We start from the raw sequence: 15,445 nt of genomic DNA, 5'->3' as shown, positions 1-15,445 counted from the left end.
CCGACAAGAGAGTTTAGACGTTGAAGCTTTCACCGCAACCACATTCGCTAGAAACATTAGGATTATTGAATTTAAAACCTTCATTTAATCCCTCCTTAACGAAATCTAATTCAGTGCCATCCAAGTACAACAAGCTTTTCGGATCAATAACAATTCGAACATCTTGCGGACCATCAAACACTTCATCTTCATCCTGAACTTCATCTACAAATTCAAGGACATAAGCCATACCAGAACAGCCAGAGGTACGCACACCTAAACGAATACCCGCACCGTGGCCACGCTTCTCAATATAACGCGCAACATGTTCTGCTGCTGCATCAGTCATGGTAATTGCCATAAACGCCTACTTCTCCCGAACAAATAACTAAACAGCTACTTGCTCTTTTTTTCTTTATAGTCAGCCACTGCTGCTTTAATAGCATCTTCAGCTAAAACAGAGCAGTGAATCTTCACTGGTGGCAGAGCCAACTCTTCAGCAATAGCAGTGTTTTTCAATTCTGACGCTTCTTCTAAGGACATCCCTTTGACCCACTCAGTGATCAAAGAACTAGAAGCGATAGCAGAACCGCAACCATAAGTTTTAAATTTAGCATCTTCAATAATGCCATCATCGCTTACTTTAATTTGTAAGCGCATAACATCGCCACAAGCAGGTGCTCCAACCATACCTGTACCAACGTTTGCATCTTTATCATTCATTTTGCCAACATTACGAGGGTTCTCGTAATGATCAATAACTTTCTCACTATAAGCCATGACGACCTCCAAAAAACTTTCAGCGTTGAATTAGTGATGAACCCATTCAACTTTGCTCAAATCAACACCGTCTTGAAACATATCCCACAACGGTGAAAGCTCACGTAATTTGCTCACTGCTTCTTCAATCTGTGCCGCTGCATAGTCCACTTCCTCTTCTGTCGTAAAACGACCGAATGAGAAACGAATAGAACTGTGCGCCAACTCATCATTTAAACCTAAAGCACGAAGCACATAGGAAGGCTCTAAACTTGCAGATGTACAAGCAGAACCAGACGAAACAGCTAGATCTTTTAATGACATCAGTAATGATTCACCCTCAACAAAAGCAAAGCTAATGTTAAGGTTACCTGGAATGCGCTGCTCTTTAGAGCCATTCAGGTAAACCTCTTCCATACCGTCAATACCGGCTAGAAAGCGGTCACGTAGTGCAATAATTGCTTTAGTATCTGCCGCTAGCTCTTCTTTACAGATACGAGCAGCTTCACCCATACCAACAATCTGATGGGTAGGCAATGTGCCTGAACGCATGCCACGCTCATGACCACCACCATGAATTTGTGCTTCTAAACGAACACGCGGTTTACGGCGTACAAATAGAGCACCGATCCCTTTTGGCCCATACATTTTATGCGCAGAGAACGACATTAGATCAACTTTTGCTTTAGCTAAATCAATCTCAATTTTTCCTGCACTCTGAGCCGCATCTACATGAAAGATAATGCCCTTAGCACGTGTTAGCTCGCCAATAGCTTCTATATCAGTAATAGTGCCGATTTCGTTATTTACATGCATCAGAGATACTAGAATTGTATCTTCACGAATAGCATCTGCAACCGCTTGCGGCTCAATTAAACCATCAGAATTAGGCGTCAAATAGGTTACTTCAAACCCTTCACGCTCAAGCTGACGGCAAGGATCTAACACAGCTTTATGTTCAATTTTCGAGGTAATAATGTGCTTACCTTTCTTTTGATAAAAGTGTGCTGCGCCTTTTATAGCTAAGTTATCAGATTCTGTAGCACCCGAAGTCCACACAATTTCACGCGGATCAGCATTAATCAGATCAGCAACTTGACGACGTGCAATCTCAACAGCTTCTTCTGCTTTCCAACCAAAAAGGTGTGAGCGAGAAGCCGGATTCCCAAAGTTACCATCTACAGTCAAACACTCGATCATTTTATTCGCGACGCGTTGATCCACAGGTGTTGTAGCTGAATAGTCCAGATAAATCGGTGTTTTCATTTATTCTCTCCGAGCCTACTTATACAGACGCTTTATCTGAAAGCGCCAGAGTATCTGATCCCGTCATAATCTGATCTAAATTGACTCGATTCTGACGTTCTGAAATATTTTGCACATCTTTTCTAGCCACTAAATCAGCCAAAGATATACTTCTTAAAAAACCATGAATTTGGTCACTTAAATCGCACCACAAATGGTGGGTGAGGCAAATCTCGCCATTCTGACAATCGCCATGACGCTGACAGCCTGTCGCATCAACCGATTCATTTACTGCGTCGATAACTTCAGCAACATTAATAATCGATTGTTCACGATTAAGCTGATAGCCGCCACCCGGGCCTCGTACACTACGCACTAATTCATTTCTACGCAGTTTTGCAAATAACTGCTCTAGATATGACAAAGAGATTCCCTGCCTTTCTGATATATCAGCCAAGCTAATAGGCCCTTTACCTTCATGAAGAGCCAAATCAAGCATTGCTGTCACAGCATAGCGCCCTTTAGTCGTCAGTCGCATATTCTTTACCCCGATGCGAGTTAGCATTTGAGTTCATTATGCAATACCCGACTAAAAAGGTCAATTAAATAACCAACCTCTTTGGTAGGGCTTTACCTACTTTGTGCGCAAATTCTAACACGAATAGCGAACAACCCCACGCCCCAAATCAAAGATTACTTTTTAAGCTGCTTCTGAGTCGCTGTTAAAATACCACGCAACACATTCACCTCAACCTTATCCATTAAAGAGCGAAGATAAAGTCGACGAAGCCTAGGCATTAATTGACGCGGACGTTCCGGATCTAAAAATTCTATATCAATCAACGTCTGCTCCATATGCTCAAACAACCGTTCTAAATCAGCACTTTCTGCCAAATCCATATCCCACTCTGTACCCCATTGGGGCTTATGCGCTTTATTTTGCTCAGCATACAAAGAAGCCATACGTAACTCATAAGTGATAACTTGAACTGCAGCCGCAAGATTTAAGGAGCTAAACGCCTCATTAGATGGGATATGCACATGATGATGACATAAGTGCAACTCCTCATTAGTCAAGCCTCGATCCTCTCTACCAAAAACAATCGCGACTTTTTTATCTGTCATTATAGGAGAGACGATTGACGCCAATTCACGAGGATCAACAACAGGCCAAGGAATATGACGCCCTCGCGCACTTGTCCCAACTACCAACTGACAATCAGCAATCGCATCTTCTAAGGTTTCATGAATAACAGCACGCTCTAAAAGATCAGTAGCACCCGAAGCGCGAGCATCAGCATTAGGATGAGGAAACTTTTTAGGGGCAACAAGATGCAGCTCTTCAAACTTCATATTTTTCATTGCACGTGCCACCCCACCAATATTTCCAGGATGGGTCGTATTAACAAGCACGATACGAACATTAACTGACATCAAATTAACCTTAAAAGTAGGAAATACTCTATTTTAACAGACCTAGCGATATCAATTCAGCTATTAAGCACATCTAATCGACGACTTAATACAAGCTTTTATTCACGACACCCTCATCCTCAGGTATAATGCTCGCTTCAATTTTGTACAGTCTTTAGGTCCCCATCAGATGCAACCTATGGTTAACATTGCACTGCGCGCTGCTCGCGTCGCAGGAGAACAGATTACCCGCGCCGTCGAACGCTTAGATCTTGTAAAATCAGAACAAGCGGATGCAGCAAAATTAATCAGCGAAACATGTAAAAAAGCTGAATTAAGCATTACTCAGGCGATTCATAAAGCTTACCCAAATCACAAAGTGATCGGGGAGTATACGGGGGAGCATGCACCTATCGGCGAAGGCCCTGAATTTACTTGGACTATAAACCCAATTGATAGCCTATCCAATTTCTCCAATGGCTTGCCTACTTTTGCGCTTTGCATTGCGGGCCAACAAAATAACCGCATCGAACATGCGCTTATTTTGAATCCAATCACAAATGAAGAGTTCACCGCAAGCCGAGGCCACGGTGCTCAGCTAAACGGTAAGCGATTACGCGTAAGCAACCATAAAGGCATAGAAAATGCCTTGATTAGCACAGGTTTCTTTAATCGCAAAAGCGACAAAGACCACCTAGACACTTACTTAAATATCTTTCGTGACATCACCTCTACTGGCGGCACCATCTATAACGGCGGTTCCCCAGCACTTAATTTGGCTTATATCGCTGCTGGCCGAATCGATGGCTACTATCAAATTGGCCTAAACTACAGTGAAATTGAAGCAGGCCTACTCCTTATCCAAGAAGCTGGCGGACTTGTAGGCGATTTCAAAGGCAGCAATGATTTCCGCAAGAACGGCAATCTAATTGCGGGCAACCCGAAAATGTTTAAAGCCCTAATCAAAGCACTTCAACCATCACTGACTGATGATTTGAAATAAGCTTTTTTAGATACAAAAAAAACCGGCTAATGCCGGTTTTTTTGTATCTAAACGAACCCTTACACTTCGTAAGGGTTGCGTAAAATAATCGTTTCAATACGATCAGGCCCAGTAGAGATGATATCTACAGGTGCCTCAACCAGAACTTCAATACGCTTAATATAAGCGACAGCAGCTGCTGGCAGCTCATCAATTGATTGAGCACCAACCGTACTTTCACTCCAACCCGACATAGTTTCGTAAACAGGCTCTACTACTTCGTAGTCTTCACTACCACTTAGAGAAGTAACCAAATTACCTTCAGAGTCCTTATAACCTACACAGATATTAATCTCATCCATGCTGTCCAGAACATCTAACTTAGTCAAACAAAGACCCGATACAGAGTTGATTTGAATCGCATGCTTTAGAGCAACCGCATCAAACCAACCACAACGACGCGCACGCCCTGTAGTCGAACCAAATTCATGACCACGTTCTGCAAGACCTTCGCCTACATTGCAATGCAACTCAGTCGGAAACGGTCCACCACCCACACGCGTAGTGTAGGCCTTAGTGATACCTAAGATATAATCCAGATATAACGGCCCAAAACCACTACCTGTAGACGCACCGCCCGCCGTAGTATTAGAAGAGGTAACATATGGATAAGTGCCGTGATCAATATCTAATAACGATCCTTGAGCACCTTCAAACATAATATTCTTACCTGCTTTTCTCAGGTCATGAAGCATTGCTGTTACATCAGCAACCATAGGCGCAATCTGCTCACCCATCGCTAACGCTTCATCAAGAACGGTTTGGTAATCAACCGGCTCAACTTTGTAATAATGCTCAAGCTGGAAATTGTGATACTCCACAACCTCTTTTAGCTTAATCGCAAAGCGCTCTTTATCCATAAGGTCAGCCAAACGCAAACCTCGACGAGCAACTTTATCTTCATACGCAGGACCTATACCACGACCTGTTGTACCAATTTTTGCCTCACCACGCGCAAGCTCTCGCGCCTGGTCTAATGCAACATGATAAGGAAGAATAAGAGGACAAGCAGGGCTTAAGCGCAAACGCTCACGTACAGGAACCCCTGCATCTTCAAGACCTTTAATCTCTTTCAACAGCGCTTCCGGCGAAAGCACTACACCATTACCAATCATACACACGACATTGTCGCGTAATATCCCCGATGGAATCAGGTGCAAAACAGTTTTTTCACCGTCTATAACCAACGTATGCCCAGCATTATGTCCGCCTTGAAAGCGAGCGACTGCTGATGCTTGGTCTGTTAGCAAATCAACGATTTTGCCTTTACCTTCATCACCCCATTGGGTACCCAGAACGACTACGTTTTTGCCCATTGCTGCCTACTTGAGATTACTTAATAAATTTAATACAAGTTACAGATCGCTAACGATCCATTCACCATTACACCGCACTAACTGAGCGGTACACTTTGCTGCCGATTCAACACCAGACAACGCATAAATCACACAAACACCCTCGGAACGAAGCTGTTTCACTTTATCTAAAAGCGAAGCATCCTCCTCAGCTGGCGCCAAAACTACTTCAAGACTTGGAGCGACCTCTTTAGAGAGCTCAACCAGTCTATGCAAATCCGCACTAAAACCCGTTGCAGGACGTGCACGACCAAAATCTCGGCCAATTTCATCATAACGGCCGCCTTTAGCAATCGCTTGCCCAAACGCAGGAGTATATGCAGCAAAAACAACACCCGTATGATAGTTATAACCACGTAATTCACTCAGATCAAAATACTGATCCAAATCAGGGAAACGTAACGCAATGCGATCAGCTAATTGCTGCAAATACTCAATTGCATCGAGTACACGCTTCGGCGCTTCAGCAAATAATGTACGAGCACGAGACAGTACTTCAACACCACCGTTTAAACGTGGTAACGCTAATAAACACTGAGCAATGATAGGCTGCGCATCTAAGGAGGCTACAAACACTTCTAATTCTGGCAAAGCCTTACGGCTTAATATATCTAGATACTGATCTTGCTGCTGGTCAGTCAGCTCAGCTATTTCCATCAACCCAGTAAACACACCAACATGACCTAAATCTATACTCAACTCATGCTCAAGGCCTACCATTTGCATGGTCTCAACCATCAGAGAGATAACCTCTACATCACTCTCAATACCTGAGTGACCATAAAGTTCAGCACCAATTTGCAGAGGATTACGTGAAGCTAAAGGCTGTGCCGGCATAGCATGAACAACAGGACCGGCATAACAAAGACGTGTTACCCCCGATTCACGCAAACGGTGAGCATCTATACGTGCAACTTGAGGCGTAATATCTGCACGTACACCGATCAAATGACCACTCATCTGATCCGTAGCTTTAACCGTATTGAGTTCTAAATCACGACCAACACCGGTAAGCAGAGATTCTAGATGTTCAAACAAAGGCGGCATAACGAGCTCATAACCCCAATGTTCGTACAGATCCAATAGACGCCTACGTAAAATTTCAACGCGACGGGCTTGCGAAGGAAGAAGTTCTTGCACACCTTCCGGTAGCAGCCAACGATCTGCCAATGCCATGTGGTACTCCGTATATCTCAAAAAAACATCACACCGGGCAAAAACCCGATACTTCAATAAATCTTTAATGAACTACGTAGAGAAGAAAAACCCCTAGTAGCATACTGCCAAGGCCGATAAAACGTAGAGACCGGTCACTGACAAGCGCAAGCTGCTGAACAAGATTGCGCCAACGCTGTGGATAGAGGAATGGAATAATACCTTCGAGTATAAGCATCAAGCAGAAACCAATCACCAAACCATCAACTAATTCAGATGACACTACTTAATATCCCCAATCTTATCACACAAAAAAACCGGGCTTTAACCCGGCTGCCGTATTCTATCACGGAATCAGGGGAATGCCTTCCCCTGAACCGTTTTTTTGTGCATTTTCACATCAACATTTCTTAACGTACACCAGGTTGCCCCATGTACTTAAAGAAATCGCTGTCAGGCTTTAAGACTAGCACATCGCCACTTTGAGAAAATGACTCGCGGTACGCCTGCAAACTACGGTAAAACGAGTAGAACTCAGGGTTAGCAGAATAGGCTTTAGCATAATTATTTGCTGCAACCGCATCACCTTCACCACGAAGCTCTTCAGATTCACGATAAGCTTCAGCCTCAATAACCGTTCTCTGACGATCGGCATCCGCACGAATACCTTCCGCTAACTCTTTACCGCGAGAACGAAGTTCACGGGCTTCAAGCTCACGCTCTGAACGCATACGTCCATAAACAGATTCAGATACCTCTTGCGGTAGATCAATACGCTTAACACGCACATCAACCACTTCAACACCGAACTCTTGGATCGCAATTGCACTTAGCTTATTAGTCAGCTCACGCATCAATTCTTCACGCTCACCTGACACAACTTCAGTAACAGTACGTTCACCAAATTGATTACGTAAACCCGTGTCAACACGGTCAGATAACAATTGAGCGGCCTTCAGTGCATCACCCGAGGTAGCCGTATAGAACTTTTGCACATCTGATACACGCCATTTCACAAAAGAATCAACGATCAAACGCTTTTTCTCTAGTGTCAAATAAGCTTGCGGACGCGTATCCAACGTCAAAATACGAGAATCAAACTTTCGTACTTTGTTCATAACCGGAATTTTAAAATGCAATCCCGGTGCAACATCAGCCTCAGAAACCTCACCAAACTTCAGCAATACAGCACGTTCAGTTTCTTTCACTATATAAAGAGAGCTTTGAGCCAACAAAACAACAACAGCCAGTAAAGCTAGGCCTACCATAGATTTAGATTGCATTATCGACCCTCCCTACGCGTACTCTGTCTTATACGAAGCTCATTCACCACCTGATCAGTCACTTCTCTCAAGCTTTGACTATCTAAACGAACTGGCGAATTAGCATCTGCCGATACCGGACGGTTCTGCATGATTTTATCAAGCGGTAAATACATCATGTTATTACCACCCTCAACATCTACAAGAACTTTAGGGTTAGCAGCAAGCACTTCCTGCATTGTATCTAAGTACAAACGTTCACGAGTAACATCAGGAGCCTTTTCATACTCAGTCAACAGTGCCGTAAAACGCTTAGCATCACCTTCAGAGCGGGCAACAACCTGCTCCTTATAGGCACTCGCCTCTTCTAGCACACGCTGCGCCTGACCACGGGCCTCTGGAATAATACCATTAGCATAAGATTCAGCTTCGTTTTTAACTCGCTGCTCATCTTCTCGCGCCTTGATCACATCATCGAATGCATCTTGAACCTGGTTAGGTGCTTTAGCCTCTTTAATATTGACCTTAGATATACGCAGACCTGTACCATAATCAGTCATATAACCCTGCAAGCGTTCCTGCACTTGAATAGACAGCTGCTCACGACCTTGGGTTAAGATTGAATGCATATTGGTAGAACCAACTACATGACGAAGTGCAGATTCTGCAGCATTAGAAAGACTCGCTTCAGGATCTCTAACGGTTAGCACAAACCCTTTGGCATCAGTAATAACGTACTGAACCGTCATTTCAACATCCACAATATTTTCATCTTTAGTCAACATAAGTGCACGATGATCACGCGTGCGTACACGCGTTACGTTTACTTTTTCAACCAGATCAATTAACGGCGGATTCCACTGTAAACCAGGGCCAACAGTATCGTTATACTTACCTAAACGTAGCACTACACCTCGTTCTTGCTGATCGACGGTATATACCCCCATACCAGCCCAAATCACGATAGCAATAAGCGCAATAATCCAGAACAAGCCAGCACCACCAGAGGATGTACTTGAACCACCGCCATTTCCGGCATTATTTTTACCGGAACCACCGAATATGCCACTCAGCTTATCCTGCAATTTCCGCAATGCCTCATCTAAGTCCGGCGGTCCTTGATCACCACCCCCTTTATTTCCCCCTCGGTTATTATTACCACTACCCCAAGGATCTTTATTATCACCATTACCACCAGGCTCATTCCAAGCCATATGCCACTCCGTATAAACAACTAGTTAGCTAGATTAAAACACACAAATTCAATAAGTATTATTCGATTGATATTACTCAGCCCCTCGCAATACCCGAAGTATTCACAAAACAGCTCCAGCAATCAAATTAAATCAATAAGGATTGACCTCCATTGGGAAACAACGTTCCCGAGACATACCCAACCGACTCAAAATTTGTAACATATCTTTCTTTTGTATACGCACTTCAAGAACAATAGACCCTTTATCATCCATTTGCTCCGAAAGCACCGCACCACTTTCATATAACTTTGCTCTAAACTGCCCTTCGTCTGGCTGTAAAGAGACACGATCATGATAAACATCATCCGCAAGCAACTCATTCACAGCCTGAAATAACAGGTCATGACCTACGCCTGCAACAGCAGAAAGCCACACACGAATAGGCTTACCCTCTTCGTTACGATCGATTCTTGCTTCACGCCCCTCAAGCAGGTCTATTTTGTTATAAACCTCAAGCACAGGAACTTCATCGGCCCCGATTTCACTTAAAACGTGCTCAACTTCAGTTATATGCTCATGCCTGTCATCATCATGACAATCAATAACATGTAACAACAACGTTGCTTCAATCGTTTCTTGCAATGTTGCTCTAAATGCTTCAACTAACTTATGCGGAAGGTGACGAATAAAACCAACAGTATCAGCTAATATCGCAGACCCAACATCTTCAATTTCTATACGGCGCAATGTAGGATCAAGCGTCGCAAAAAGCTGATCAGCCGCATAAACCTCAGAGGCTGTAAGAGAATTAAACAGTGTGGACTTACCAGCATTGGTATAGCCAACCAGCGAGAGCGTTGGAACTTCGGCACGTTTTCTTGAGCGCCGCCCTTGATCTCGCTGTTTACGTACTTTTTCTAAGCGCTTATGAATAGACTTCATACGTGCCCGAAGCAAACGCCGGTCAGTCTCAAGCTGTGTTTCACCTGGACCTCGCAGACCTATACCACCTTTTTGTCTTTCTAGGTGGGTCCAGCCTCGAACCAAGCGAGTCGACATATGATCTAACTGCGCTAACTCAACCTGCAACTTACCCTCATGAGTACGCGCACGCTGAGCAAATATATCCAATATCAGCCCTGTACGATCAAGCACTCTACATTGAATTTCATGTTCAATGTTTCGTTCCTGAGCAGGGCTCAAAGCATGATTAAAGATCACAACTTCAGAGTTGTGATGATCAACCAATACTTTTAGCTCTTCAAGCTTGCCTTGACCAATAAAGAACTTAGGGTTCGGATGCCCAAGAGACCCGGTAAGAAATTCAACCGGATCTGCACCAGCTGATAATGCCAGCTCTTCGAGTTCCTTTGGACTTTCTTGGTCAGCAGCAGCTGCCAAATTCATGTGTACTAATATGGCGCATTCGCCACTCTTCGGTCGCTCAAAGAACAATTATTATCAGTCCTCAGCTTTCATTTCGTCAGCCGCCGGTAGTTTTACAGGGCGCGCAGGTACAACTGTAGAAATTGCATGCTTGTAAACCATCTGACTAACTGTGTTTTTTAACAGAATGACAAACTGATCAAACGATTCAATCTGTCCCTGCAACTTAATACCATTTACCAAAAAAATAGAGACCGGAATGCGTTCCTTACGTAACGCATTTAAATAAGGGTCTTGTAACGATTGCCCTTTTGACATTTTGCAAACTCCTTCCCAAGAAATATTTTATATTTTGTCGTTATAGTATTGCTGACGGCGCACAATTCGCCTCACTGTAGCCGAATTACAACTAATATACGGCATTTTTTCAGTCCAGCATGACATTATATAATGCCACCATCCACTAATTTCAAGGCATTAGATAATAGTTTTGAGTCATGGCTGTCCATCCAAGTAAGATTTTCCCAACTTCTTAGCCAAGTAACCTGTCTTTTTGCTAGCTGGCGCGTAGCTACTACACTTTTGAATTTCATAGTTTCAAAATCCCAAGTTCCAGCAAAATACTCCCACACCTGTCTATAGCCAACACAGCGTACGGCGGGCATTTGCAGCGTTAAATCACCACGATCCCACAACCCCCTAACCTCATCTATAAAGCCTTGATCCAGCATAATATCAAAGCGTTTTTCTATACGTTCATGTAGTTCAGAACGATCTTTAGGCATTACTGCCATAGGAATAATAGAAAAATCAGGTTGTTGTGCTTTTTGTTCTGCCCAGAGTTCACTCATAGGCCGACCAGTGATCTCATACACCTCAAGGGCACGCTGTAAACGCTGCGAATCATTTTTATTTAAGCGAGCTGCAGATTCTGGATCGACTTCAGCTAAACGACTATGAATACTCTCCCAGCCATTCAATTCAGCCTCTTTAAGAATTCGCTCCCGCACATCTGCATCAGCCTTCGGTAACGTGGCCAACCCATTCTTTAAGGCATGAAAGTACAGCATAGTTCCCCCAGTCAAAAGAGGAATTTTTCCCGCTGATCGAATTTCTTCAATTTGTGCCAAAGCATCACAACGAAATTCAGCCGCTGAGTACGCATCAAGGGGATCGCATATATCAATCAATTTATGAGGATAACGCGCCAACGTGGCAGCATCAGGCTTTGCCGTGCCTATATCCATTCCTTGATAAATCATCGCAGAATCAACACTGACTATTTCACAAGGCATATTATCGTAAAGCTGCATGGCAAGATCAGTTTTGCCTGAAGCTGTAGGCCCCATTAAAAAAACAACCGGTAAATTACTCAAATCACCCTCAACTACTGTCCACGCATAAATAATTTATCAAGGTCGCTCATCGTCATTTGACTCCACGTAGGCCGCCCATGATTACACTGCCCACTACGCTCTGTATTTTCCATATCACGTAGCAGCGCATTCATCTCTGGTATTGTTAGCTGCCGATTCGCTCTCACTGCACCATGACAAGCCATAGTTCCAAGTAACTCGTTAATATGCTGCTCTATTCGCTTACTTTCACCATAGACGAGCATATCTGATAATACATCTCGAATAAGCTGCTCAACATTACCTTTAGCTAAAGAAACCGGCACTTGGCGTACAACGATTGTCTCTTCACCCATACGTGCTAATTCAAAACCTAAACGCTTAAATGTATCTGCATACTCTTCAGAACAATCCGCTTCACGCTCGCTTACAGCAAGGCTCAAAGGCACCAACAAGGGCTGTGAGCGCACAACATCTTCTTCGTAAGACTGTTTCATACGCTCATACACAATACGTTCATGGGCCGCGTGCATATCTACGACAATTAAACCTTGTGCATTCTCTGCAAGAATATAAACCCCATGCAACTGAGCAACGGCATACCCCATCGGAGGGCATTGCTCTTGAGCATCATCATTTTCAGCGGCCTGCTGAGTATTATCAGGATGCAACGCAGCATAGCCGGTCAACTGATCATTAACCTGCCCCTGCGATGGTGGCTGTGGATAACTCGATCTATACCCAGAAAGAGATGCGGCGCCCTCCCCATAACGAACCGCAGATCGCTGAGTAAACGCCATTCTCCCCTGCTCATGCAACGGCTCTTGAACAGCTGAAACGGGTTGCAATCCCTGCTCAAAACCTACATTTTCAGCCGTTCGTTCACCACCCAGCTGATCTTGTGGCCGCATATCTGCAATTAATCTATGTAAAGTTCTAAATAAAAAATCGTGAACTAAGCGACTTTCACGAAACCGAACCTCATGCTTGGTTGGATGAACATTCACATCAACTAAGGAAGGATCAAGCTCTAAATAGAGAACATACGCAGGAAAACGACCATGATAAAGAACATCAGCGTAAGCCTGCCTCACAGCATGAGTAACCACTTTGTCTCTAATCATTCGGCCATTAACAAAGAAATACTGCAGATCCGCCTGACTACGTGAGAAGGTAGGTAAGCCAACCCAACCCCACAACCTTAGTCCTGAAGCCTCTGCAACAACATCAACATTTAAAGCGTTATCAATGAAGGCTGAACCACAAATATTAGCAACTCGCCGCTCTTGCTCTAACTGGCTATCTGCCTGCCGAAGTTGATGGATCACCTTTCCGTTATGTCGTAACTGAAAAGCCACATCAAAACGACTTAACGCAAGGCGCTTAACCACTTCATCTAGATGGCGAAATTCTGTTTTCTCTGTTTTAAGGAATTTACGACGGGCAGGTGTATTAAAAAAAAGATCCTTAACTTCAACCGTTGTCCCTTCAGGATGGGCTGCAGGCTCCATTGTAGCCTCCATATCACGCCCTTCTGTCTGTACCTGCCAAGCACTCTCTTGCGAGGCCTGCCGGGAGGTCAATGATAAGCGAGAAACGGAACTAATACTGGCTAAAGCCTCGCCGCGAAAGCCTAAACTTCCCACCGCCTCTAAATCTTCCAGCACCTGTATTTTCGATGTTGCATGCCGACTAAGCGCTAATGGTAGATCCTCTTTATCTATACCGGAGCCATTATCCCGGACACGCATTAACTTAACACCGCCCTGCTCTACCTCCACATCGACCTTATTAGCGCCGGCATCAAGGCTGTTTTCTAAGATCTCTTTTATAACTGAAGCAGGACGTTCAACAACCTCCCCCGCTGCTATCTGGTTAGCTAAACGCGGTGATAGCAAATGAATACGTGACATTAAAAATCCTTTAACTTGCGGGAATTCTTAGAACTTGACCAATTTTGATCGTATCATTTTTAAGGCTATTAACCTTACGAAGCGATGCCAATGAGACACCATTTTTTGAAGCAATAACGGAGAGGGTATCACCTCGTACAACTTTGTAGCTACGAGTATCCTTTGCTTTACGCTGTGCTATAAGCGTTAGAGCCGGCGGCTTCCGTTCAAAATGTTGCACAATACCTTTATAGATCGCATCAGCCATCTTCTTTTGATAACTTCTGGTTTTTAAGTTCGCAGCTTCACCCGGATTGGAGATAAACCCCGTCTCAACCAAAATGGAAGGAATGTCCGGTGATTTAAGCACTACAAACCCAGCCTGCTCTACATGGGACTTATGCATACGCGCAAAGCGCTTAATATTAGTATGAATGCCTTTCGCTATAGAGCGACTATCTTCTCGACTGGCCGTCATCGACATATCAAGCAGCACACTCGCTAATACATTATCTTTATCATCTAAGCTGACACTGCCCACACCACCAATCAAATCGGCACTATTCTCTTTGCTTGCCAACCATCGACCCATTTCACTACTCGCCCCTCTCGAAGAAAGTACCCAAACAGAAGCTCCTCTAGCTCGAGGGTCTTTGAACGCATCCGCATGAATTGAGACAAAAAGATCTGCATTATATTTTCGTGCCGCCGACGTTCGACCACGCAAGCTAACGTAGTAATCACCTGTTCGTGTCATCTGACCTTTGTAGCCAGGCGTTTGATCTAAACGTAGCTTCAACTCTTTTGCCATCGCAAGTACGACATCTTTTTCCCTAACTCGCCCACTCCCTATAGCACCCGGATCATCGCCCCCATGTCCCGCGTCAATAGCGATCACAATATCTCGGCCAGCTATCGCCTGCGGCTCAGCAGTTTTAGTCGCTTTAACTAAGGATTCTTTTTCATAAAGATCCAAGACCAAACGGTGGCCATATTTTTGATTAGGTTTAAGCTCAAAGCTCTTCGGACGCACCGCATGTTTAAGGTCTAATACCAATCTAAGTGTTTTACCGTTTTTACCGGAACGAATACGCTCAACCGGACTTTTTTCGAGACCTAGGCGCTCTAAATCTGCCGTTAACGTCGTATTCTCAATATCCAAAACGATACGTTCAGGGTTATTTAATGTAAAAACCTTATGCGTAGCAGGCCCCGAAAGATCAAAAACCAAACGAGCATGATCCGGTGCAAGCCAGATACGCACCTTTTCGACTTCCGCCCCTTGAACAAAAAAACTGCCAAGCGACAGGGCCGTACAAAACAACCAACTGACAACCCGCTTATACTTCGTTATTCGCATAAAGCCTAAAAAAACCCCTTCACAAAAAGCAAAACACCCTAACCCA

The 15,445-nt window shown here is 44.1% G+C and carries 16 protein-coding genes; 1 reads left to right on the top strand and 15 read right to left on the bottom strand.

The window, feature by feature from the left end; translation table 11 throughout:
• Positions 1-13: 13 nt before the first annotated feature.
• The 5 genes from iscA to Q4486_RS13290 all read right to left on the bottom strand — a co-directional run bounded on the left by iscA (position 14) and on the right by Q4486_RS13290 (position 3,417).
• On the bottom strand, positions 14-340 hold the full coding sequence (gene iscA / locus Q4486_RS13310; protein WP_303418823.1) for an iron-sulfur cluster assembly protein IscA: 327 nt from the start codon (positions 338-340) through the stop codon (positions 14-16).
• A 35-nt stretch (positions 341-375) separates the two neighbouring features.
• The gene (gene iscU / locus Q4486_RS13305) at positions 376-759 is read right to left on the bottom strand and encodes a Fe-S cluster assembly scaffold IscU (RefSeq protein WP_303418826.1); all 384 of its coding nucleotides are present in this window, start codon (positions 757-759) and stop codon (positions 376-378) included.
• Positions 760-789: 30 nt separating this feature from the next.
• The gene (locus tag Q4486_RS13300) at positions 790-2,004 is read right to left on the bottom strand and encodes an IscS subfamily cysteine desulfurase (protein ID WP_303519752.1); all 1,215 of its coding nucleotides are present in this window, start codon (positions 2,002-2,004) and stop codon (positions 790-792) included.
• A 19-nt stretch (positions 2,005-2,023) separates the two neighbouring features.
• Positions 2,024-2,521, bottom strand: coding sequence for a Fe-S cluster assembly transcriptional regulator IscR (gene iscR, locus Q4486_RS13295; protein WP_067869944.1), 498 nt, complete (start codon positions 2,519-2,521; stop codon positions 2,024-2,026).
• Between the two features lie 155 nt (positions 2,522-2,676).
• Positions 2,677-3,417, bottom strand: coding sequence for an RNA methyltransferase (locus tag Q4486_RS13290; RefSeq protein ID WP_303519751.1), 741 nt, complete (start codon positions 3,415-3,417; stop codon positions 2,677-2,679).
• 169 nt (positions 3,418-3,586) lie between these two features.
• On the opposite strand from Q4486_RS13290, the gene Q4486_RS13285 reads away from it, so the two are divergent.
• Positions 3,587-4,399, top strand: coding sequence for an inositol monophosphatase family protein (locus Q4486_RS13285; protein WP_303519749.1), 813 nt, complete (start codon positions 3,587-3,589; stop codon positions 4,397-4,399).
• A gap of 59 nt (positions 4,400-4,458) precedes the next feature.
• Here the strand turns inward: Q4486_RS13285 and Q4486_RS13280 are convergent, their stop codons facing one another.
• From Q4486_RS13280 to Q4486_RS13235, 10 genes are all read right to left on the bottom strand, one after another.
• Positions 4,459-5,754, bottom strand: coding sequence for an adenylosuccinate synthase (locus Q4486_RS13280; RefSeq protein ID WP_303418839.1), 1,296 nt, complete (start codon positions 5,752-5,754; stop codon positions 4,459-4,461).
• 39 nt (positions 5,755-5,793) lie between these two features.
• Complete coding sequence (locus Q4486_RS13275) at positions 5,794-6,969, bottom strand: ATP phosphoribosyltransferase regulatory subunit (protein ID WP_303418842.1); 1,176 nt, start codon at positions 6,967-6,969, stop codon at positions 5,794-5,796.
• A gap of 64 nt (positions 6,970-7,033) precedes the next feature.
• The gene (locus tag Q4486_RS13270; protein ID WP_303418845.1) at positions 7,034-7,231 is read right to left on the bottom strand and encodes a DUF2065 domain-containing protein; all 198 of its coding nucleotides are present in this window, start codon (positions 7,229-7,231) and stop codon (positions 7,034-7,036) included.
• 127 nt (positions 7,232-7,358) lie between these two features.
• The gene (hflC, locus tag Q4486_RS13265; protein WP_303418847.1) at positions 7,359-8,231 is read right to left on the bottom strand and encodes a protease modulator HflC; all 873 of its coding nucleotides are present in this window, start codon (positions 8,229-8,231) and stop codon (positions 7,359-7,361) included.
• The gene (gene hflK, locus Q4486_RS13260) at positions 8,231-9,424 is read right to left on the bottom strand and encodes an FtsH protease activity modulator HflK (RefSeq protein ID WP_303519747.1); all 1,194 of its coding nucleotides are present in this window, start codon (positions 9,422-9,424) and stop codon (positions 8,231-8,233) included. Before hflK ends, hflC begins: the two co-directional genes overlap by 1 nt.
• A gap of 132 nt (positions 9,425-9,556) precedes the next feature.
• A complete protein-coding gene (hflX, locus tag Q4486_RS13255) occupies positions 9,557-10,861 on the bottom strand; it encodes a ribosome rescue GTPase HflX (RefSeq protein ID WP_303519746.1) in 1,305 nt (434 codons plus the stop codon).
• 6 nt (positions 10,862-10,867) lie between these two features.
• A complete protein-coding gene (gene hfq, locus Q4486_RS13250) occupies positions 10,868-11,110 on the bottom strand; it encodes an RNA chaperone Hfq (RefSeq protein ID WP_067865939.1) in 243 nt (80 codons plus the stop codon).
• Positions 11,111-11,235: 125 nt separating this feature from the next.
• On the bottom strand, positions 11,236-12,168 hold the full coding sequence (gene miaA, locus Q4486_RS13245; RefSeq protein WP_368389443.1) for a tRNA (adenosine(37)-N6)-dimethylallyltransferase MiaA: 933 nt from the start codon (positions 12,166-12,168) through the stop codon (positions 11,236-11,238).
• An 11-nt stretch (positions 12,169-12,179) separates the two neighbouring features.
• On the bottom strand, positions 12,180-14,060 hold the full coding sequence (gene mutL, locus Q4486_RS13240) for a DNA mismatch repair endonuclease MutL (protein WP_303519745.1): 1,881 nt from the start codon (positions 14,058-14,060) through the stop codon (positions 12,180-12,182).
• A gap of 10 nt (positions 14,061-14,070) precedes the next feature.
• Positions 14,071-15,399, bottom strand: a complete 1,329-nt coding sequence (locus tag Q4486_RS13235) for an N-acetylmuramoyl-L-alanine amidase (protein ID WP_303418861.1) — start codon at positions 15,397-15,399, stop codon at positions 14,071-14,073.
• Positions 15,400-15,445 lie beyond the last annotated feature (46 nt).

The sequence above is a fragment of the Neptuniibacter sp. 2_MG-2023 genome (assembly GCF_030547495.1).
GTDB lineage: Bacteria > Pseudomonadota > Gammaproteobacteria > Pseudomonadales > Balneatricaceae > Neptuniibacter.
The sequence above is the reverse complement of the archived record's forward strand: the minus strand, read 5'-3'. Positions and strand labels throughout refer to the sequence as shown.